This window comes from Parabacteroides merdae ATCC 43184, assembly GCF_025151215.1.
GTDB classification, from domain to species: Bacteria; Bacteroidota; Bacteroidia; order Bacteroidales; family Tannerellaceae; genus Parabacteroides; species Parabacteroides merdae.
On record NZ_CP102286.1, the window covers coordinates 4,357,753 to 4,377,447 of the forward strand.

The window sequence follows — 19,695 nt, forward strand, 5'->3', positions numbered from 1 at the left end:
AAACAAACATTTAAATCATACAAAAATGGCAGATTTGAAAGCTTTTGCAGAACAATTAGTAAACCTGACCGTAAAAGAAGTTAGCGAACTGGCTACAATCCTGAAAGAAGAATATGGTATCGAACCTGCAGCTGCAGCTGTTGCTGTTGCTGGTCCTGCTGCTGGTGGCGCTGCTGCCGCTGCAGAAGAAAAAACTTCTTTTGACGTAGTATTGAAAGCAGCTGGTGCAAACAAGCTGGCTATCGTTAAGTTAGTAAAAGAATTAACTGGTCTTGGTTTGAAAGAAGCTAAAGATATGGTTGACGGTGCTCCTAGCGCTATCAAAGAAGGAATCGCTAAAGCTGATGCTGAAGCATTGAAGAAACAGTTGGAAGAAGCTGGAGCTGAAGTTGAGCTTAAATAGTATTTATAACCTGGTAATCAGGTGATTTGGTTAAGAGTCTCCCTTAAAGGAGATTCTTAACCTTTTTGTGTCTATAATTTCAATAAGTTCAATAAATTCCTTACTAGATGTCTTCAACAGCTGAAAACCAAAGAGTTAATTTTGCTTCGATCAAAAATCAGTTCCCATATCCGGACTTTCTCGAAGTACAATTGAAGTCATTCCAAGACTTTCTTCAACTTGACACACCTCCTGAAAAGAGAAAAAAGGAGGGATTGTATAAGGTATTTGCCGAGAATTTTCCGATAGCAGATACGCGTAACAATTTTGTGTTGGAGTTCTTAGATTACTATATAGATCCGCCTCGCTATACGATTGACGAATGTATTGCTCGCGGGTTAACCTATAGTGTGCCTTTAAAAGCGAAGTTAAAACTGTATTGTACAGACCCTGATCACGAGGATTTCGATACAGTGATACAGGACGTATATCTGGGCCCGATTCCGTATATGACGGAAAGGGGTACTTTCGTGATAAATGGTGCGGAGCGTGTTGTGGTTTCACAATTGCACCGTTCACCGGGTGTATTCTTTGGACAAAGTACACATGCCAATGGTACGAAGTTGTATTCAGCGCGTATCATTCCTTTTAAAGGTTCCTGGATCGAGTTTGCAACTGACATCAACAATGTGATGTATGCTTACATCGACCGTAAAAAGAAATTACCTGTAACAACCCTTTTAAGAGCTATTGGTTTTGAAAGCGATAAAGACATTCTCGAGATCTTTAATCTGGCTGAAGAAGTAAAAGTTTCGAAAGCTAACCTGAAGAAGCTGATCGGTCGTAAACTGGCTGCTCGTGTTTTGAAGACTTGGGTGGAAGATTTCGTAGATGAAGATACCGGTGAGGTTGTTTCTATTGAACGTAATGACGTTATCATCGACCGTGAGTCGGTTCTCGATAGCGACAATATTGAGGCTATTCTGGAATCTGGCACGCAAAACATTCTATTACATCGTGAGGACCAGAATCTTTCAGATTATGCTATCATCTATAATACGCTTCAGAAAGACCCTAGTAACTCTGAAAAGGAAGCTGTCCTGTATATTTATCGTCAGTTGCGAAATGCAGAACCTGCAGATGAAGCAAGTGCCCGTGAAGTTATTCAGAACCTGTTCTTCTCTGAAAAGCGTTATGATTTAGGTGAAGTTGGCCGTTACAGAATTAATAAGAAGTTGAACCTTACTACCAGCGATGATATTAAGGTTTTGACAAAAGAAGATATAATTGAGATCATCAAATATCTGATTGAGTTGATCAACTCGAAAGCGATCGTTGATGATATCGACCATTTGAGCAACCGTCGTGTGCGTACAGTGGGCGAACAGCTGTACAACCAGTTCGGTATTGGTTTGGCTCGTATGTCTCGTACGGTTCGTGAACGTATGAATGTACGCGATAATGAAGTGTTTACTCCGATTGACTTGATTAACGCGAAGACTATTTCTTCTGTCGTTAACTCATTCTTCGGAACGAATGCTTTGTCTCAGTTTATGGACCAGACAAATCCACTGGCTGAAATTACGCATAAACGTCGTTTGTCTGCATTGGGACCGGGTGGTCTGTCTCGTGAACGTGCTGGATTTGAGGTTCGTGACGTACACTATACGCATTATGGTCGTCTTTGTCCAATTGAAACTCCTGAGGGACCGAACATCGGTTTGATCTCTTCTTTGTGTGTATATGCTAAGATTAACGATCTTGGTTTTATCTCTACTCCGTACCGTAAGGTTGTTGATGGTAAGGTGGACTTTTCTGAGGAAGGTTTACAATATTACACTGCAGAAGAAGAAGAAGAATTGACGATTGCCCAAGGGAATGCTCCATTGGATGATAACGGCAAGTTTGTTCGTGATAGAGTGAAAGCTCGTTTTGAAGCTGATTTCCCGGTCGTGCCTCCTACGGAGATCGATTTGATGGACGTTGCTCCACAGCAGATTGCTTCTATTGCGGCTTCTTTGATTCCGTTCTTGGAACATGACGATGCTAACCGTGCATTGATGGGATCTAACATGATGCGCCAGGCTGTTCCTTTGCTGCGTACGGATGCTCCAATCGTTGGTACAGGTATCGAAGCGCAGGTTGCTCGTGATTCACGTACCCAGATCATGGCTGAACGTGAGGGAGAAGTTGTATTTGTGGATGCAACTTGTATCAAGATCAAATATGACCGCTCGGAAGATGAAGAATTCGTAAGTTTCGAAGATGCGGTTAAGACATACAATATTCCGAAGTGGCGTAAGACTAACCAAAGTACGACTGTCGATCTGCGTCCGATCTGTCATCGTGGTCAGCGTGTGAAGGCTGGCGATATCCTGACGGAAGGTTATTCTACTCAGAATGGTGAGTTGGCCTTGGGACGTAACGTGAAAGTGGCATATATGCCGTGGAAGGGTTACAACTATGAGGATGCTATCGTTTTGAACGAACGTATGGTCCGTGAAGACTTCTTTACTTCAGTTCACGTTGACGAATACATTTTGGAGGTTCGTGAAACGAAACGTGGTATGGAAGAGTTGACTTCCGATATCCCGAATGTCAGCGAAGAAGCGACTAAGGATTTGGATGAAAGAGGTATTGTCCGTGTGGGTGCTCGTATTGAACCGGGTGATATTTTAATTGGTAAGATTACTCCGAAGGGTGAATCTGATCCTTCTCCAGAGGAAAAATTGCTTCGTGCAATTTTCGGCGATAAGGCTGGTGATGTGAAAGATGCTTCTTTGAAAGCAACCCCGTCTCTTCGTGGTGTAGTTATTGAAACTGCTTTATTCTCGAAAGCCATCAAGAAGCGTAAGTCCAGACTGACAGACAAGGCTATTCTTCCTAAATTGGATGAGGAATACGAAATGAAGATGGCTGACCTGAAGAACTTGTTGGTTGATAAACTGTTGGTTTTGACTAATGGTAAGGTTTCTCAGGGAGTTAAAGACTATATGAATACAGAGATTATTGCGAAGGGAGTAAAGTTCTCTCGCAAGGCTCTGGAAGAATTGGATTATAATTCTATCCAAGTAAGTAAATGGACTGCCGATGCTGATAAGAACGAACTTATCAAGCAGGTGATTCTGAATTATTTGAAGAAATATAAGGAACTGGATGCTGAGTTGAGACGTAAGAAATTTGATCTTACGATCGGCGATGAACTGCCTACTGGTATTGTTCAGATGGCTAAGGTTTACATTGCTAAGAAACGTAAGATCCAGGTTGGGGATAAGATGGCCGGTCGTCATGGTAACAAGGGTATTGTTTCCAAGATCGTCCGTCAGGAAGATATGCCATTCCTTGAAGATGGAACTCCGGTTGATATCTGTTTGAATCCGCTGGGTGTACCTTCTCGTATGAACTTAGGACAGATTTTTGAAGCTGTGTTAGGTTGGGCAGGCCGGACGATGGGGGTTAAATTTGCTACTCCTATCTTTGATGGTGCAACATTAGATGATATGAATGAATGGACGGACAAAGCCGGATTACCCCGTTACGGTAAGAGCTACTTGTATGACGGTGGAACAGGTGAACGTTTTGACCAGCCGGCTACAGTGGGTGTTACTTACTTCCTGAAGTTGGGTCACATGGTTGACGATAAGATGCATGCTCGTTCAATCGGTCCGTACTCTCTTATTACTCAGCAGCCTCTGGGTGGTAAGGCACAGTTTGGTGGTCAGCGTTTCGGAGAGATGGAAGTTTGGGCACTGGAAGCTTTCGGTGCTGCACATGTTCTTCAGGAAATTCTTACGATCAAATCTGACGACGTTGTTGGACGTTCTAAGGCTTACGAAGCAATTGTGAAAGGTGATCCGATGCCACAACCGGGTATCCCCGAATCTTTGAACGTATTGCTGCACGAGCTGAGAGGTCTTGGTTTAAGCTTTACTCTGGATTAATTCAAAAACAATATAAGTAGATGAGTTTCGGCTCATCTACTTACTCATTGATAACTCTTTATAAATAAAAAATATGGCCTTTAGAAAAGAAAACAAAATAAAGAGTAACTTTTCAAAAATAACCATCGGTCTGGCTTCCCCTGAAGAGATTCTTGAGAACTCTAGTGGTGAAGTTTTAAAACCGGAAACGATTAATTATCGTACGTACAAACCTGAGCGTGACGGTCTTTTCTGTGAGCGTATTTTCGGTCCTATCAAGGACTATGAATGCCATTGCGGTAAATACAAGCGTATTCGTTATAAAGGTATTGTCTGCGATCGTTGCGGGGTAGAAGTTACAGAGAAAAAAGTACGTCGTGAACGTATGGGACACATTCATTTGGTTGTACCTGTTGCTCATATCTGGTATTTTCGTTCCCTGCCCAATAAAATCGGTTACTTGTTAGGCTTGCCGACCAAGAAACTGGATTCTATTATCTATTACGAACGTTATGTCGTGATTCAGCCGGGTTGTGTAGACACTATTGCTGAATTGGACTTGCTTTCGGAAGAAGAATATTTGCAGATTCTGGATAACCTGCCAAAGGAAAACCAGATGTTGGAAGATACGGATCCGAATAAGTTCATCGCAAAGATCGGTGCTGAAGCCATCTATGATTTGTTGGCTCGTCTGGACTTAGATTCTTTGTCTTACGAATTGCGCCATCGTGCAAGCACAGACGGTTCGCAACAGCGTAAGAACGAAGCATTGAAACGTTTACAGGTTGTTGAGTCCTTCCGTGCATCCAGAGGGCGTAACAAACCGGAATGGATGATCGTGAAGGTTGTACCTGTTATCCCTCCAGAACTGCGTCCGTTGGTTCCGTTGGATGGTGGCCGTTTCGCTACTTCCGATTTGAATGATTTGTATCGTCGTGTTATTATCCGTAATAACCGTCTGAAACGATTAATCGATATTAAAGCTCCCGAAGTTATTTTACGTAATGAAAAACGTATGCTTCAGGAAGCTGTGGATTCTTTGTTTGATAACTCTCGTAAATCGAGTGCTGTTAAGACAGATGCTAACCGTCCGTTGAAGTCTCTCTCCGACAGTTTGAAAGGTAAACAAGGTCGTTTCCGTCAGAACCTGTTGGGTAAACGTGTTGACTATTCGGCCCGTTCGGTTATCGTTGTAGGTCCTGAATTGAAGATGCATGAATGTGGTCTGCCAAAGAATATGGCAGCCGAACTTTATAAGCCTTTCGTGATCCGTAAATTGATTGAACGCGGTATCGTAAAAACGGTTAAGTCTGCTAAGAAGATCGTCGACCGTAAGGAGCCGGTGGTTTGGGATATTTTGGAATACGTAATGAAAGGACATCCGGTATTGCTGAACCGTGCACCGACACTGCACCGTTTGGGTATTCAGGCATTCCAGCCAAAGTTGATCGAAGGTAAAGCTATTCAGTTGCACCCGTTGGCATGTACGGCATTCAACGCCGACTTCGACGGTGACCAGATGGCTGTTCACTTGCCTTTAGGAAACGAGGCCGTATTGGAAGCACAGATGCTGATGCTTGCTTCTCATAACATTCTGAATCCGGCTAACGGTGCACCTATTACTGTTCCTTCCCAGGATATGGTGTTAGGTTTGTACTACATAACCAAAATGCGCAAGGGAACACAAGGTGAAGGTCTTGTTTTCTATGGGCCGGAAGAAGCAACGATCGCATATAATGAAAAGAAAGTGGATATCCATGCTCCGATCAAAGTATATGTGAACGACATAGATAAGGAAGGTAATCCGGTTAAGAAAATGGTCGAAACTTCTGTCGGGCGTTTGATGGTCAATGAATTTGTTCCGGAAGAAGTCGGTTATATTAATGAAGTATTGGGTAAAAAAGCTCTCCGTGATATCATCGGTAAGGTGATCAAGGCTTGTGGTGTTGCCCGTACGGCTCAGTTCTTGGATGATATCAAGAATCTGGGTTATTATATGGCTTTCAAAGGTGGTTTGTCCTTCAACTTGGCTGACGTTCTGATCCCACCTGAAAAAGAGGCGTTGGTGAAAGAAGGTTATGACGAAGTTGAACAGATTATGAACAACTATAACATGGGGTTCATTACCAACAACGAACGTTATAACCAGATTATTGATACTTGGACACATGTTAACAGCAAGTTGTCCGATACATTGATGAAGCAGTTGACTGCTGATAATGATGGTTTCAACTCTATCTATATGATGATGGATTCTGGAGCCCGTGGTTCTAAAGAACAGATTCGTCAGTTGTCCGGCATGCGTGGTTTGATGGCAAAACCGCAGAAAAGTGGTGCAGAAGGTGGTCAGATTATTGAAAACCCGATCCTTTCTAACTTTAAAGAAGGTCTGTCTGTGTTAGAGTATTTTATCTCTACTCACGGTGCTCGTAAAGGTTTGGCCGATACAGCTTTGAAGACTGCTGATGCTGGTTATTTGACTCGTCGTCTGGTTGACGTATCGCATGATGTGATCATTAATGAAGAAGATTGTGGTACGTTGCGTGGTTTGGTTTGTACGGAATTGAAGAACAATGATGAAGTGATCGCTAGTCTGGGTGAACGTATCTTGGGGCGTGTTTCCGTTCATGATGTTATTCATCCGCTGACAGGAGAAGTAATCGTTCGGGCCGGTGAAGAAATTCGTGAAGATGCGGCTAAAAAGATCGAAGATTCTCCGATCGAAAGTGTTGAAATCCGCTCTGTATTGACTTGTGAATCCAAGAAAGGTGTTTGTGCGAAATGTTATGGCCGTAATCTGGCTACGAACCAGATGGTTCAGAAAGGTGAGGTTGTGGGTGTTATCGCAGCACAGTCAATCGGTGAACCGGGTACTCAGCTGACACTGCGTACATTCCACGTCGGTGGTATCGCATCTAACGTGGCAACAGAAAACAGTATCACTTCTAAATATGACGGTGTTCTGGAAATCGAAGAACTTCGTGCTGTGGATAGCGAAGAAAACGGTAAGAAGTTCCAGGTTGTTGTCAGCCGTTTGGCTGAACTCCGTATTGTCGATCCGACAACGAAGATCGTATTACTGGCTCACAATATTCCTTATGGTTCCAAATTGTTCTTCAAGAATGGAGATACAATCAAGAAGGGGGATGTTATTATCGAATGGGACCCGTTCAACGCCGTTATCGTATCGGAAGTTTCCGGTAAGATCGAATTCGAAAGTTTGGTTGAAAATGTTACTTACAATGTTGAAAGTGACGAAACGACCGGTTTGAAAGAAAAGATCATTATCGAATCTAAAGATAAGACAAAAGCTCCGGCTGCACACATCGTGGATGAAAACGGAAACTATCTGAAGAATTATTCATTACCGTTGGGTGCACACGTTGTAAAAGACGAGGGAGATATGGTTAAGGCGGGTGAAGTCTTGGTCAAGATTCCGCGTGCAGTAAGTAAAGCCGGTGATATTACTGGTGGTTTGCCTCGTGTAACGGAATTGTTTGAGGCTCGTAACCCGTCTAACCCGGCTGTCGTTTCTGAAATCGATGGTGAAGTTGGTTTCGGCAAGATCAAGCGTGGTAACCGTGAAATTACTGTTACATCCAAATTGGGTGAAGTAAAGAAATATATGGTGCCTCTGTCCAAGCAACTGCTTGTTCAGGAAAATGACTACATTCGTGCTGGTATGCCTCTGTCTGATGGTGCGACTACTCCGTCTGATATCCTGGCAATCATGGGACCGACGGCTGTTCAGGAATATATCGTAAATGAAATCCAGGACGTATACCGTCTGCAGGGTGTAAAAATTAACGATAAGCATTTCGAGGTAATCGTTCGTCAGATGATGCGTAAGGTTGAAATCATCGATCCGGGAGATACTCGCTTCTTGGAACAGCAGGTGGTTGATAAGCTGGAGGTAATGGATGAAAACGATCGTATCTGGGGCAAGAAGGTTGTGACGGATCCGGGAGATTCTCAGACATTGCAGGCAGGTCAGATCGTGACTGTTCGTAAGTTGAGAGATGAGAATAGTATGCTGAAACGTCGTGACTTGAAATTGGTTGAAGTCCGTGATGCAGTTCCTGCTACGGCTAACCAGATTCTTCAGGGTATTACTCGTGCCGCTTTGCAGACAAACAGCTTTATGTCTGCCGCATCTTTCCAGGAAACAACTAAAGTGCTGAATGAAGCTGCTATCAATGGAAAAGTGGATCGTCTGGAAGGTTTGAAAGAAAACGTTATCTGCGGTCATTTGATTCCTGCCGGTACAGGCCAGCGTGATTTCGACAAATTGGTTGTCGGTGCTAAAGATGAGTTCGAACGTATCTTTGCAAATCGTAAGAATGTCGTAGATTTCAATACTATGGACAGAGACGACGAGTAAAATGCGGAATAAATAAAAGAGAAGGGTTACCGATATTCGGTAGCCCTTTTTTATTTTCTGTTATTTGTTTAATAAAATCAGAGTCCTTATATTTGTGTATTATCTTGATAATTAAAATAAATCATATATGAAGAAAGTACTATTTTATTTGTTCACCCTTTTGATCTCGACGAATATTGTTTTTGCTGAACATCTTGATAATGAGATGAATGTGATGTCTTTTAATATTCGCATGAGTACAAAGTCTGACGGGGCTAACTGGTGGGAGTACAGGAAAGACCTGGCTGCCAATGTGATCAAGTTTTATGATGTCGATATGTTTGGTGCGCAAGAAGTCTTGCATAATCAGTTGACGGATTTATTGGACCGTTTGCCGGACTATGGTTATGTCGGGGTGGGGCGTGAAGATGGTAAGACAAAAGGTGAGTATTCTCCTATCCTTTACAGAAAGGATCGTTTCTCTGTTGTCAAAAGTGGCAATTTCTGGCTGGCGGAAGATATGAATGCCGTGGGCAAAAAAGGCTGGGATGCCGCTTGTGAGCGTGTTGCAACTTGGGCGATATTCAAAGATAAGAAATCCGGAAAAGAGTTTTTCTTTCTGAACACTCATTTGGATCACATGGGACAGGTTGCTCGTCATGAAGGGGCTTCTTTAGTCTTAAAGCAGGTGAAGTTGCTTTCCAGAAATCTACCGGTGATTGTTACTGGTGACTTTAATGCTGTTCCGACTGATGATCCGATTAAAGTTTTAACGGACGAAAAAGATCCGCGACATTTGACACATGCCCGTACATTGGCTCCTTTGTGCTACGGACCTGAGTGGACTTTCCACGATTATGGGCGTGTTCCTTTGGACGAACGTGTATGGATTGATTATATCTTTGTAAAAGGTAATGTCAAAGTACTTCGTCATGGTGTTTTGGCTGAAAGTCTGGATAACTTATATCCTTCAGACCATTGTCCTGTTATATCGAGAATAATTGTTCAGTAAATGTTATGGGTTCCGTAGATGTATTAAGAGAAATTACGCCGCTTTCACCGGAAGATTGTTTTCTGGTGATGCAGCGACCTAAGCGTAGTTTTTCCTATCCGCTTCATGTGCATCCGGAATTTGAACTGAACTATTTGGAGAATGCTGCTGGCGCGATTCGAATCGTTGGTGATTCGGTGGAGGAGATGGAAGAGCTTGATCTGTTATTGGTTGCAGGTGGAGCCAAGCATGCTTATTCAAATCACAAATGTCTGAGTACGGATATTTTGGAAATAACAATTCAGTTCCATGCCTCTCTTTTTGATAGTTTTATCAACAAGCGTCATTTCAAGACTATAAAAGATATGTTTGAGAAAGCCTCGTGCGGTCTTGTCTTTAGCCGTGAAATGATTTTGCGTATTCAACCCGAACTTAAAAAGCTATCGAGTGATAAACCGGATTCGTTTCACAATTTATTACGTTTGATAGAAATACTCAAGACTTTGTCGTTAGATGAAAAGGCACGCAAGTTAAATGCTATCAATACTGTAGAAAACTTTAGCAATATAGATAATGACCGTCTGGATACGATCATGTTGTTTTTGCATGAAAATTATCAGCGTCCGGTTTTATTGTCCGAACTTGCTTCGTTAATAAATATGAGCGAAGCGTCGCTTACTCGGTTTCTGAAAAAGTGGACGGGAAAAACTTTTATCGACAATTTGAATGACATTCGTATAGCTGAAGCGGTTTGCCGACTGATTGACACAAGTGATACAATAGCAGAAATATGCTATAAATCTGGTTTTAATAACTTATCGAATTTCAATCGGGCTTTTAAGCGACGAAAAGGTAATACTCCTACCGAATATCGTGAAAAATATGCACGTACTCGTTTTAGGATTTAAAACATGATTTTAAACTAATTTGCAAAATAGATGAATTATCTGTGACGGAATAGTATCATATAATGATAAAATAGTATTTGGTGGTTAATTGTATGAGGCATATCTTTGTAACGTTGAATAAACAATGAAATTACTAAGACGAATTGCCTTAGTTTAAGCGTCGAGATTATAGAATATTAAACACAATAAGGTATTTTTTTTACATTGGTCTAAAGAATTGAGAATTAAAAACACAACTGAAAAAGGGCTGCCTGTGAAGGTGGCCCTTTTTATTTGATATTATTCCGATTTTAATATGTATATTTGTCTTGGAATATTTATAATCAAATAATAAGAATATGGAAAATAACAAACCGACAAATGAGATTCAAGTAGAGCTGTCAGAAGAGATGGCTCAGGGAACGTATGCAAATCTGGCAATTATATCACATTCTTCATCCGAGTTCATATTGGATTTTATCCGCGTTGTGCCGGGTGCTCCGAAGGCACAGGTGAAAAGTCGCGTCATCCTGACTCCGGACAATGCAAAACGACTGTTGTTTGCTTTGCAAGATAATCTGGCAAAGTTTGAAGAACAAGCAAATGGTAAGACTGCCAAATTTGAAGATTTTGTTCCTCCCATCGGAGGTGTGAAAGGGGAAGCCTGATTCCCGGACAGAAAATAAAAAAGGTCGCTCAACCGGAGCGACCTTTTTTATTTGTAAGTGTGTGATTATCCGAGTCTCTTGTTTATAACGATATGACCGATATAACCCAGAATAATGACTCCTAAACCGGTAAGAAGAATAGTATTTGACAATCCTCCGTTAATTGCCGGTACAGCCAAAATGATAACACCGATAAGGAGTACGATTACCCCCAGATTTTTCAATAATTCGTTCATGGTGATAGATATTTTATATATTATTTTTTTTCTACCGCAAATAAAGCAATAATAACCCGATTGCAAAAATATTTTGGGACAAAAATGATGAAACCATTGAATTTAGCTTTTATATTTGTGAAATAATACAGTTATATATGCTACGGATACTTTATATGCTCTATTTATGGCTGTTTGTGGTTCCTGTTTTTGTGGTATTGACCATACTGACAGCCCTTACGGTTATTGTTGGTTGCCTGTTAGGCGGGGAAAGAATATTTGCTTATTATCCGGGAATGATTTGGTCATGGCTGACTTGCCATTTGGCCCTTTGCCCGGTGAAGGTAAAAGGACGGGAAAATATAGACCGGAAGAAATCGTACGTATTTGTTGCCAATCATCAAGGCGCTTTCGACATATTCCTTATATATGGTTTTTTGGGTGTACCGATCAAGTGGGTGATGAAAGCCGGTATTGCCAAAATCCCGTTTGTGGGAGCTGCTTGCCGGGCTGCAGGTTTTATCTTTGTCGATAATTCGACACCGAAAGCTGCCGCCCGTAGCGTGTTGGAGGCGGAACGTAGCTTGAAGAACGGAGCGTCGGTGGTGGTATTCCCAGAAGGTTCACGTACTTATAACGGAAAGATGATCCGTTTTAAGAAAGGAGCTTACCAGATGGCAGCCGACCAGCATTTACAGATTGTCCCGATCACCTTGAACGGACCTTTTGACGTATTGCCGATCGGTTCGTTGAATGTTCACCGTCACAAGATGGAAATGGTCATTCATCCGCCTATCCCGACCGAAGGGATGGATGCTTCCCATAAAGGATTGCAGCAGATGGCTGACAAAACACAAGACATCATTGCGTCAGCCTTATGGGAGCAATATAAATAATCTATTTCCAGGATTTTAAAATGTCGCGTTTGCAGACACTCAGACTGAACCCGACGTTATCCCCATAGAGTGAACCTGCATCTGCGGCCACAGCTCCTGTGAATTCCCAACCTTGCAGGCGTGGATGGTGATATTTGACTTCCACCTGTCCGGAATTGCTTCTTTTGTTATTCAGAAACGGGGCGTAAGGTTTTCCCCAGCTATTCATGAGTGTGTATCTGAGGCGATAGGAAACCATTGGCGACAGGTCTCCTTCAAATGCCAAATGCCAGGCACGTACACGTGTATTCTTGAAATCTATATCCCCGTTCGTATTGTATTGGGGGGAAGTCAGAAGCGGTGATCCTATACCTTGTCCGAAATAGGAAGAACCGGTTATGTATTCTATATTATTGTAATAATCATCTCCGCCACCACCCGGACCTTGATATTTGTCATGATCGAAGATGATAAAATGGAACGGTCCGCTCTGATTGCGGGTGACCAAATATTCCGTTACAACCTTTTTTAGCCAGGGAAGGCGTGGCAAATCCAACTGTGCTCCCCAAAGTCCGTCTGTCCCGTTCACGAATATCATTCCGGATTTATCTTCGAAATAATGCTGATGATAAGCTGCCAGTTTCCAGTTCGGCATCGTATATTCCAGTTTGAAATCGTACGAACCGAAATGATTGCCAAGCACGTTGACCTGGTCCGACAGAGTTGCATTGTCTCCGCCTTCGCTACCACAAACTACCCGGATAAAATCTTTCAGGGAGTGAGGTTGTACACCTATTCTCGGATTGCTGGATGTTCCACCCCATTGCGCCCAGTGTTGCACGCCGATAATACCGGAAAGCGGGAATTTGTTTTGCGTGTCCTTGATGCGGACGTAAAAAGATTTATGATGCCAAAGGACGTTCTTTATATAGGTTTGTTTTCCATTGGAGAAATCTTCCAGATATTTGGTATCGAAAGACTTGCCTACCGCAAAATCTCCTTTCACCTGCATCCAACCCTTTGTGAGCGGAACGACGGTGAATTCCGGCATACTCAGTTTTATTTCCGGAATCGGGCGTGCGTTGGAGGAGAGAACCATGTCACCGGAACTAAGGGAATGATCCCAAAGCGAATGCCGGTTTTCTTTGCTCCCCACACTCAGAAGCATACTTTTATATCCTAACTCGGCATATATCTGTTGGATATACACATTACGGTAACGGGGTACGACAGCTACAATGTCCAGCCCTGCACTCCAGCGAAATCCCTTTCCAAAATGTTGTTGATGAAAAACTCCAGCGTTGAGATAGCCGTTATTGGCGTCTAGGGGAACTACCCCGTACCGATTGCTCACCATCCAGAACGGAGTTGTCGATCCGCTGCTGGCCGATCCGAAAACTTCGGCTTTATATGAGGTTGCATCTTCTGCTTCTTCCGTCTGTGCAAAAGTATTTGCAGCATGGAGAAGAGTGGCAACTGCAATGATTGTCTGTAAGGCTTTCATTCCATATTTATTTTAACCGGACAAAGGTAAGGATTAAAACTTACCGGCCGATATCTCATTTCGAAAAGAAGTATAAGCATTCTGAAAATACAAATATCAGAATAATCAATGTTTATTTTCCCGGCAACCAGTCGAACACTGTGCGATATACATGGTCGCGCGAGTCTTTTTCAGAGAGTATCAAGTCATGAATCCCGTTCTGTATCGTGTCGCGTGTAACATAATTGCCTAATTTCTGTCCGTATTTTTGAATATCGTGTATGTCCAGCACGATGTCGGAAGACAGATATTCGTTATTCCATTCTTTTGTTTCCGGGAACGACTTGTTTGACGAAATCACCAGTACCGGACAGTCCAGGCCGATCCCTTTCTGCACTGTTTTCTGCGCTTCTTGTATGGCGTTTATCCATCCGGCTTTTTTCGGATGGCCGTTAATCATCTTCCAGTCCGTATTATATACCCATTCCCCTTTGAATTGTTTGAGCAGACTATGAGCATACGAAGCATCCCCGTATCCTTGTACGGTCAGGTTGGGAAATAGTTTCCCTATACAGGAAACTACAGGGATCACGATTTTTTCCATCATCCATCCGAAATTCCAGTCCAGAAAGGGACTGTTCAATATCAATCCGTCGACAGGAAGTTTACCTTTTTTGCTGTCCAGATAATACGGGGTAATCAATCCACCGGTAGAATGTGCCATCAGCAATATTTTGTCATTCCCCTCTTCCCTAATAATGGCAAGGGCAGTATCGAGGTCTGCAAAATACTCTTTCAAGCTTTTGCAGAAGAAAGGATTCTGGTTCGGCAGTATCGAGCGTCCGTACTTGCGGAGGTCCATAGCATAAAAGTTATAACCGTGGGCATTCACGCTGTCACCCAATTGTTTCTGAAAAAAATAGTCATTGTAGCCATGTATATACAAGATTGCCTGTTTGGTCTCCGGTAACTGTGGCTTCTTGACAAGCGTGCAGACGACTTTCCCCTCGTAGTCATCTGGCATCTGAATGGTCCGGCGCAGATAATTATCGCCCAGTATGTCCGGGACGTATTGAGCGTAAATTGTAGATATGAAGAGCAGTGATAAGATTGTAAAATATAGTTTTCGTGTCATATCGTTTTTAATTTCTTTATTATAACGCATTCGTCCTGATGTTTGTTGCAGATAACCGATTGCAAAGATATCGATTTTTATGAATTCGTATTGGTCGCTCTACCTGTTTTCATTATCAATGACAACACGAAGGTAGGGCTTCGCAACAGGCAGGAATACGTTTTTGGGAATATCGGCGAAGATCGGTGCGGTAACAGGTAGGAAAAGGTAGAATATAGATGCCATTATGTTTTGAATATCATTAATTATTGCTTATCTTTACGGGACGATAAAACGATGGGGATTACGATGATGAATGAATTCGAAGTCAGGAGTTACGGGGGGGAGGAATTGGCGGTCCTTTACGGTTCTGATTTGATGCCGGTATCGGCAGGGAAACGGTTGTCCAAATGGGTAGGGGTAAACCCGGAGCTAAAGACAGAGCTACAGGGAAACGATTGGAGGAAAGGGAAGAAGATGTAGACTCCCCCTACAGGTGAGGACGATCGTGCAATATCCGGGTGAGCCTTGAAATAAGGGACTTCTGTGTACGAAACAAGGGACTTTGGCGTGTCAAACCAAGAAGTTCGGGAGGTAAAAGACCGGACTTCCGGATGCGAAAGAAGGGATTTTTCTCATTCCTGTCGTGTCTATGCCGGTTTAAAGGGGTACAAGGAAATGAGCCTATATATATTATTAATATATTTATTTTAAGATGTAGGATTGAACCACAATGAACGGAAAACCTCTGTAAGCTACTTGTAATGAGTTGTTTATATTGAGTCATTGACTGCACCGTTTTTATTAGAGGTGAACTGTTTGGTTTAGAGCCTGTTTAAATTATATTCAATAATAATCTTATAGTAGGCAATTTAATCATTTCCTCTGCCGGATAAAACGTTAATTCATGGCTTCGGCAGAGTTTTCTATTCTGATTTGCTACTGAGCTTACTAGGATAAACATAATTGAGGTTGCTCTGAAAAGATAAAAGTTTTTGTTTGCAGAATAAAAAAAAGTTCCTACCTTTGCACCGCAAAAAATATTTAGTAATAACAATACAAAACAGCGTTTTATGAACAATTACGAAACCGTTTTCATTTTGACTCCCGTTTTGTCTGACGCTCAGATGAAGGAAGCGGTAGAAAAATTCACGAACCTCCTGAAAGAACAGGGTGCTGAAATCGTGAACGAAGAAAATTGGGGTTTGCGCAAATTAGCTTATCCTATCGACAAGAAAACAACAGGCTTCTACCAGTTGGTTGAATTCAAAGCAAATCCGGAAACAATCGCTACACTGGAAATTAACTTCCGTCGTGATGAACGTGTGATTCGCTTCCTGACTTTCCGCCAGGACAAATATGCAGCAGAATATGCAGCAAAGAGAAGAAGTTTGAAATCATCTAAAGAAACAGTAAAGGAGAATTAATCATGGCAGCAACTCAATCAGAAATCAGATATTTGACTCCGCCTTCAGTAGACGTTAAAAAGAAAAAATATTGCCGTTTCAAAAAGAATGGCATCAAGTATATCGATTACAAAGATCCTGAATTCTTGAAGAAATTCCTGAACGAACAGGGTAAGATTCTTCCGCGTCGTATCACTGGTACTTCTTTGAAATTCCAGCGTCGTGTCGCTCAGGCTGTTAAAAGAGCTCGTCATTTGGCGTTGCTTCCTTACGTAACCGATTTAATGAAATAATAAAAAGAGAGGAGACAGAATATGCAAGTTATTTTGAAAGAAGACGTAATCAACTTAGGTTACAAGGACGATATCGTAACGGTTAAAGACGGTTACGGACGTAACTTTCTAATCCCCACGGGTAAAGCAGTTATCGCATCTGAGTCTGCAAAGAAAGTATTGGCTGAAAACTTGAAACAACGTGCTCACAAGTTGGCTAAGATCAAAGAAGATGCTCAGGCTTTGGCTGCTAAGTTGGAAGGCGTTGCCCTGACAATCGGTGCTAAGACAAGCTCTACAGGTACGATCTTCGGTTCTGTAACGAATATCCAAGTGGCTGATGCATTGGCAAAAGCCGGTTTCGAAGTAGACCGTAAGATTATCTATATCAAGGAATCTGTTAAGGAAGTTGGCAATTACAAAGCTACCTTGAAACTTCACAAAGAAGTATCGGTAGAAGTTCCTTTTGAAGTAGTTTCTGAATAATCCTATACCGGATCTATAAAATGGAAAGGGCGATTCCTTGCGAATTGCCCTTTTTTTATTTCAGATCAGCCCAGTTTAACTCATCAAAAAACATTACATTTGTCCCGAATTTGCAAGAAATTTTTAAAGTGGTAAAAAGAACTTTTCTATATATCAATTTGGTGATAGCCCTGTTTTTTGTTTTACCTGTGTCGCAGGCAAAGGAAAAGACGTTTACGGTGGTGATCGATGCCGGGCATGGGGGGAAAGACCCTGGTGCGCGTGGTTCGTCCATCAATGAAAAGGCTATTAATCTGGCGGTAGCTCTTAGGCTCGGTAGCCTGATATCGGAAAAGCATGATGATGTGAAAGTCATTTATACACGCAAAACGGATGTCTTCATCGAATTGGACGAGAGAGCGAATATCGCCAACCGGAATAAGGCGGACCTGTTTATCTCCATTCATACGAATGCGGTGAAGAGAGGCAGTTCCGTATCGGGAACGGAGACTTATACATTAGGTTTGGCCCGTACGGATGAGAATCTGGAAGTCGCTATGCGCGAAAACTCAGCAATCCTTTTGGAAGATAATTATCTGCAGAAGTATGAAGGTTTCGATCCGACTTCTTCCGAATCGTATATTATTTTCGAATTTATGCAGAATAAGCATATGGAGCAGAGCATTAGCCTGGCTTCGGAGGTGCAGAAATGTTTTGCTTCGGCCAAGCGTAATAACAGGGGAGTGCGGCAGGCGGGTTTCCTTGTGCTGCGTAAGACGAGCATGCCGAGTATTCTTGTGGAATTAGGGTATATCTCGAATCCTGCGGAAGAACGCTTCATGAGAACGAAGGAAGGGCAAAACAAACTGGCAACCGCCATTTATAATGCTTTTACAAAATATAAGTGGGAGTATGACCGCAAGCGCGGTGCGTTGGCGGGAAATGCAAGTGCTGCTCCTATATTGGAAGTTGCAGATAATATTGATGATAATCAACCGATTTCTGCGCCTCCTGGAAGCGAAGAGTATATTCGCCAAAAGAACAAGATGGAGGAGTCCAACCAGAGTCGCGTGTCTAAGTCGGCAGTCTCCGCGAAGCAAGCGGGTCGGGTTAAAAAGGGGCAAACGATTTATAAAATACAAATACTTACCTCGGATAAAAAACTTTCTTCCGGTTCTAAATTGTTTAAAGGATATAAGAATGTCGATTACTTTATTGAGAAAGGCATTTACAAGTATACATACGGCGAGACGACAAGTTTCGATTCTATCCGCAAGTTGCGCCGGCAGGTAGCGAAAGATTTTAAGGACGCTTTTATAGTCGCCTTTAAAGATGGAAAGAAAGTGAAATATTGATAGTAACAGAATTTATATTTATATATACAGAGAAGAAATGAAAAATGTATTCACCAAAGAAGCAAAGATCGGACTTGTGTCTATAGTCAGTCTGGCATTGCTATATTTAGGAATTAATTATTTGAAAGGGATCAATCTGTTTAAACCGACAAATCATTATGTGGTGGCTTGTACGAATGTAAAGGGAGTGACGGTTTCGAGTCCTGTATTTGTAGAAGGTTTTAAAGTCGGTCTGGTGCGTGAGATAGTTTATGACTATGATGCCGTCGATAAGATTTCGATCGATATCAGCCTGGAGGACCACATGAAAATTAATAAAGGCAGTTATATCACGATTGTAAACAGCTTCCTCGGTGGCGGTGAATTGCATATCCATCTGAACAAGTATGTGGACGACTATCTGAAGCCTGGTGATACGATCGAGGGGAGGATGGAGTCGGATATGATGCAATCCGTGCAGGAAAAGATTCTCCCGCAGGTGGAACTGCTCTTGCCGAAGATCGATTCGATTCTGGGCGGTTTGCAAACGCTGGTAAATCATCCGGCATTGGCCCAGTCTTTGAATAATATAGAGACAACGACTAATAGTCTGGCTGTTTCTTCCCGCCAGCTCAACCAGATGCTAAGCAAGGATGTGCCGGGCATTATGAGCGATCTGAAGGTCATCACCGGAAACTTTGCCGATGTCAGCACGGATTTGAAAAAACTGGATCTGGCAACGACCGTGAATGCGGTGAATGCAACATTGGATAACGTGGAACAGATGACGCGTAAGCTGAACTCAAAGGATAATAGTATGGGACTCCTGTTGAACGACCGTGCTCTTTACGATAACCTGAACAGTACGGCAGACAATGCCTCCAAGCTTTTGCTCGATTTGAGGCAGAACCCCAAAAGATATGTACATTTTTCTGTATTTTAAGATTGCATAAGATTTGTTGTACAAATCTGTTTATTTAGAATTATTCCAATTAAACGAAAAAATATAAAATACAGAAGCTTGACTTCTATAAGGCCTTTAGATTGAGAAGTATAACTGGATCGAAAGGCCTTTTTTGAAGTCGGTTGCCAGAGATGGCAAGGAGCTAAAGAATGCTCTTAAACAAAGGTTTTCTGTGATTCTGATATTTTAAAATAAAGATATTCAGATTGTTGGAATTAACTGCCTGACAATAAACGGGATATTGAACAATCAAAAGTTCCAAACAAAATGATACTTTTTTTTTCGGAATTAATTTCTAAACTTTGTAGTCGTAAAAATAAAAATTGAAGTTGTAAGTAGAGTTGGGAGAGTAAAAAATC

The 19,695-nt window shown here is 42.1% G+C and carries 16 protein-coding genes; 13 read left to right on the forward strand and 3 right to left on the reverse strand.

Features of this window, described 5'->3' with window-relative positions; translation table 11 throughout:
* Window positions 1–25: 25 nt before the first annotated feature.
* The 6 genes from rplL (at window position 26) to NQ542_RS17735 (ending at window position 11,208) form a co-directional block, all read left to right on the forward strand.
* The gene (gene rplL / locus NQ542_RS17710) at window positions 26–403 is read left to right on the forward strand and encodes a 50S ribosomal protein L7/L12 (RefSeq protein ID WP_005637133.1); all 378 of its coding nucleotides are present in this window, start codon (window positions 26–28) and stop codon (window positions 401–403) included.
* A gap of 107 nt (window positions 404–510) precedes the next feature.
* Window positions 511–4,323, forward strand: a complete 3,813-nt coding sequence (rpoB, locus tag NQ542_RS17715; RefSeq protein ID WP_005637132.1) for a DNA-directed RNA polymerase subunit beta — start codon at window positions 511–513, stop codon at window positions 4,321–4,323.
* A 73-nt stretch (window positions 4,324–4,396) separates the two neighbouring features.
* A complete protein-coding gene (gene rpoC, locus NQ542_RS17720; protein ID WP_005637131.1) occupies window positions 4,397–8,683 on the forward strand; it encodes a DNA-directed RNA polymerase subunit beta' in 4,287 nt (1,428 codons plus the stop codon).
* A 127-nt stretch (window positions 8,684–8,810) separates the two neighbouring features.
* On the forward strand, window positions 8,811–9,674 hold the full coding sequence (locus NQ542_RS17725; protein WP_005637130.1) for an endonuclease/exonuclease/phosphatase family protein: 864 nt from the start codon (window positions 8,811–8,813) through the stop codon (window positions 9,672–9,674).
* A gap of 5 nt (window positions 9,675–9,679) precedes the next feature.
* On the forward strand, window positions 9,680–10,561 hold the full coding sequence (locus NQ542_RS17730) for an AraC family transcriptional regulator (RefSeq protein ID WP_005637129.1): 882 nt from the start codon (window positions 9,680–9,682) through the stop codon (window positions 10,559–10,561).
* A 338-nt stretch (window positions 10,562–10,899) separates the two neighbouring features.
* Complete coding sequence (locus tag NQ542_RS17735) at window positions 10,900–11,208, forward strand: DUF3467 domain-containing protein (RefSeq protein WP_005637128.1); 309 nt, start codon at window positions 10,900–10,902, stop codon at window positions 11,206–11,208.
* A 65-nt stretch (window positions 11,209–11,273) separates the two neighbouring features.
* On the opposite strand, the gene NQ542_RS17740 is transcribed toward NQ542_RS17735, so the two are convergent.
* Window positions 11,274–11,444: a hypothetical protein gene (locus NQ542_RS17740; protein ID WP_005637127.1), complete on the reverse strand. Its 171-nt coding sequence runs from the start codon at window positions 11,442–11,444 to the stop codon at window positions 11,274–11,276.
* Between the two features lie 137 nt (window positions 11,445–11,581).
* Between NQ542_RS17740 and NQ542_RS17745 the strand changes: the two genes are divergently transcribed.
* Window positions 11,582–12,319, forward strand: coding sequence for a lysophospholipid acyltransferase family protein (locus NQ542_RS17745; protein ID WP_005637121.1), 738 nt, complete (start codon window positions 11,582–11,584; stop codon window positions 12,317–12,319).
* Window position 12,320: 1 nt separating this feature from the next.
* On the opposite strand, the gene NQ542_RS17750 is transcribed toward NQ542_RS17745, so the two are convergent.
* Window positions 12,321–13,802 carry a capsule assembly Wzi family protein gene (locus tag NQ542_RS17750; RefSeq protein ID WP_005637119.1) on the reverse strand — a complete coding sequence of 494 codons (1,482 nt, stop codon included), beginning with the start codon at window positions 13,800–13,802 and terminating at the stop codon, window positions 12,321–12,323.
* 112 nt (window positions 13,803–13,914) lie between these two features.
* The gene (locus tag NQ542_RS17755; protein WP_036724403.1) at window positions 13,915–14,916 is read right to left on the reverse strand and encodes an alpha/beta hydrolase; all 1,002 of its coding nucleotides are present in this window, start codon (window positions 14,914–14,916) and stop codon (window positions 13,915–13,917) included.
* Between the two features lie 288 nt (window positions 14,917–15,204).
* On the opposite strand from NQ542_RS17755, the gene NQ542_RS17760 reads away from it, so the two are divergent.
* The 6 genes from NQ542_RS17760 to NQ542_RS17785 all read left to right on the forward strand — a co-directional run bounded on the left by NQ542_RS17760 (window position 15,205) and on the right by NQ542_RS17785 (window position 19,315).
* A complete protein-coding gene (locus tag NQ542_RS17760) occupies window positions 15,205–15,378 on the forward strand; it encodes a DUF4248 domain-containing protein (RefSeq protein WP_005650419.1) in 174 nt (57 codons plus the stop codon).
* A 590-nt stretch (window positions 15,379–15,968) separates the two neighbouring features.
* Window positions 15,969–16,322 (forward strand): 30S ribosomal protein S6, encoded by a 354-nt coding sequence (gene rpsF / locus NQ542_RS17765; RefSeq protein WP_005637109.1) that lies wholly within the window; start codon window positions 15,969–15,971, stop codon window positions 16,320–16,322.
* A gap of 2 nt (window positions 16,323–16,324) precedes the next feature.
* The gene (rpsR, locus tag NQ542_RS17770; RefSeq protein ID WP_005637107.1) at window positions 16,325–16,594 is read left to right on the forward strand and encodes a 30S ribosomal protein S18; all 270 of its coding nucleotides are present in this window, start codon (window positions 16,325–16,327) and stop codon (window positions 16,592–16,594) included.
* Between the two features lie 21 nt (window positions 16,595–16,615).
* Window positions 16,616–17,059: a 50S ribosomal protein L9 gene (gene rplI, locus NQ542_RS17775; protein ID WP_005637097.1), complete on the forward strand. Its 444-nt coding sequence runs from the start codon at window positions 16,616–16,618 to the stop codon at window positions 17,057–17,059.
* 128 nt (window positions 17,060–17,187) lie between these two features.
* Window positions 17,188–18,393, forward strand: coding sequence for an N-acetylmuramoyl-L-alanine amidase family protein (locus NQ542_RS17780; RefSeq protein ID WP_050760746.1), 1,206 nt, complete (start codon window positions 17,188–17,190; stop codon window positions 18,391–18,393).
* Window positions 18,394–18,430: 37 nt separating this feature from the next.
* Entirely contained in the window at window positions 18,431–19,315 is an 885-nt protein-coding gene (locus NQ542_RS17785) for an MlaD family protein (protein ID WP_005637091.1), read from the forward strand.
* Window positions 19,316–19,695 lie beyond the last annotated feature (380 nt).

Bases quoted from the DNA above. Each gene is read 5' to 3' on its own strand.
- rpoC (WP_005637131.1), top strand. From the start codon at position 4,397: ATGGCCTTTAGAAAAGAAAACAAAATAAAGAGTAACTTTTCAAAAATA.
- rpsR (WP_005637107.1), top strand. From the start codon at position 16,325: ATGGCAGCAACTCAATCAGAAATCAGATATTTGACTCCGCCTTCAGTA.
- rplL (WP_005637133.1), top strand. From the start codon at position 26: ATGGCAGATTTGAAAGCTTTTGCAGAACAATTAGTAAACCTGACCGTA.
- NQ542_RS17725 (WP_005637130.1), top strand. From the start codon at position 8,811: ATGAAGAAAGTACTATTTTATTTGTTCACCCTTTTGATCTCGACGAAT.
- NQ542_RS17755 (WP_036724403.1), bottom strand. From the start codon at position 14,916: ATGACACGAAAACTATATTTTACAATCTTATCACTGCTCTTCATATCT.
- rplI (WP_005637097.1), top strand. From the start codon at position 16,616: ATGCAAGTTATTTTGAAAGAAGACGTAATCAACTTAGGTTACAAGGAC.
- NQ542_RS17740 (WP_005637127.1), bottom strand. From the start codon at position 11,444: ATGAACGAATTATTGAAAAATCTGGGGGTAATCGTACTCCTTATCGGT.
- NQ542_RS17745 (WP_005637121.1), top strand. From the start codon at position 11,582: ATGCTACGGATACTTTATATGCTCTATTTATGGCTGTTTGTGGTTCCT.
- NQ542_RS17750 (WP_005637119.1), bottom strand. From the start codon at position 13,802: ATGAAAGCCTTACAGACAATCATTGCAGTTGCCACTCTTCTCCATGCT.
- NQ542_RS17730 (WP_005637129.1), top strand. From the start codon at position 9,680: ATGGGTTCCGTAGATGTATTAAGAGAAATTACGCCGCTTTCACCGGAA.
- rpsF (WP_005637109.1), top strand. From the start codon at position 15,969: ATGAACAATTACGAAACCGTTTTCATTTTGACTCCCGTTTTGTCTGAC.
- NQ542_RS17785 (WP_005637091.1), top strand. From the start codon at position 18,431: ATGAAAAATGTATTCACCAAAGAAGCAAAGATCGGACTTGTGTCTATA.
- NQ542_RS17735 (WP_005637128.1), top strand. From the start codon at position 10,900: ATGGAAAATAACAAACCGACAAATGAGATTCAAGTAGAGCTGTCAGAA.
- NQ542_RS17760 (WP_005650419.1), top strand. From the start codon at position 15,205: ATGATGAATGAATTCGAAGTCAGGAGTTACGGGGGGGAGGAATTGGCG.
- rpoB (WP_005637132.1), top strand. From the start codon at position 511: ATGTCTTCAACAGCTGAAAACCAAAGAGTTAATTTTGCTTCGATCAAA.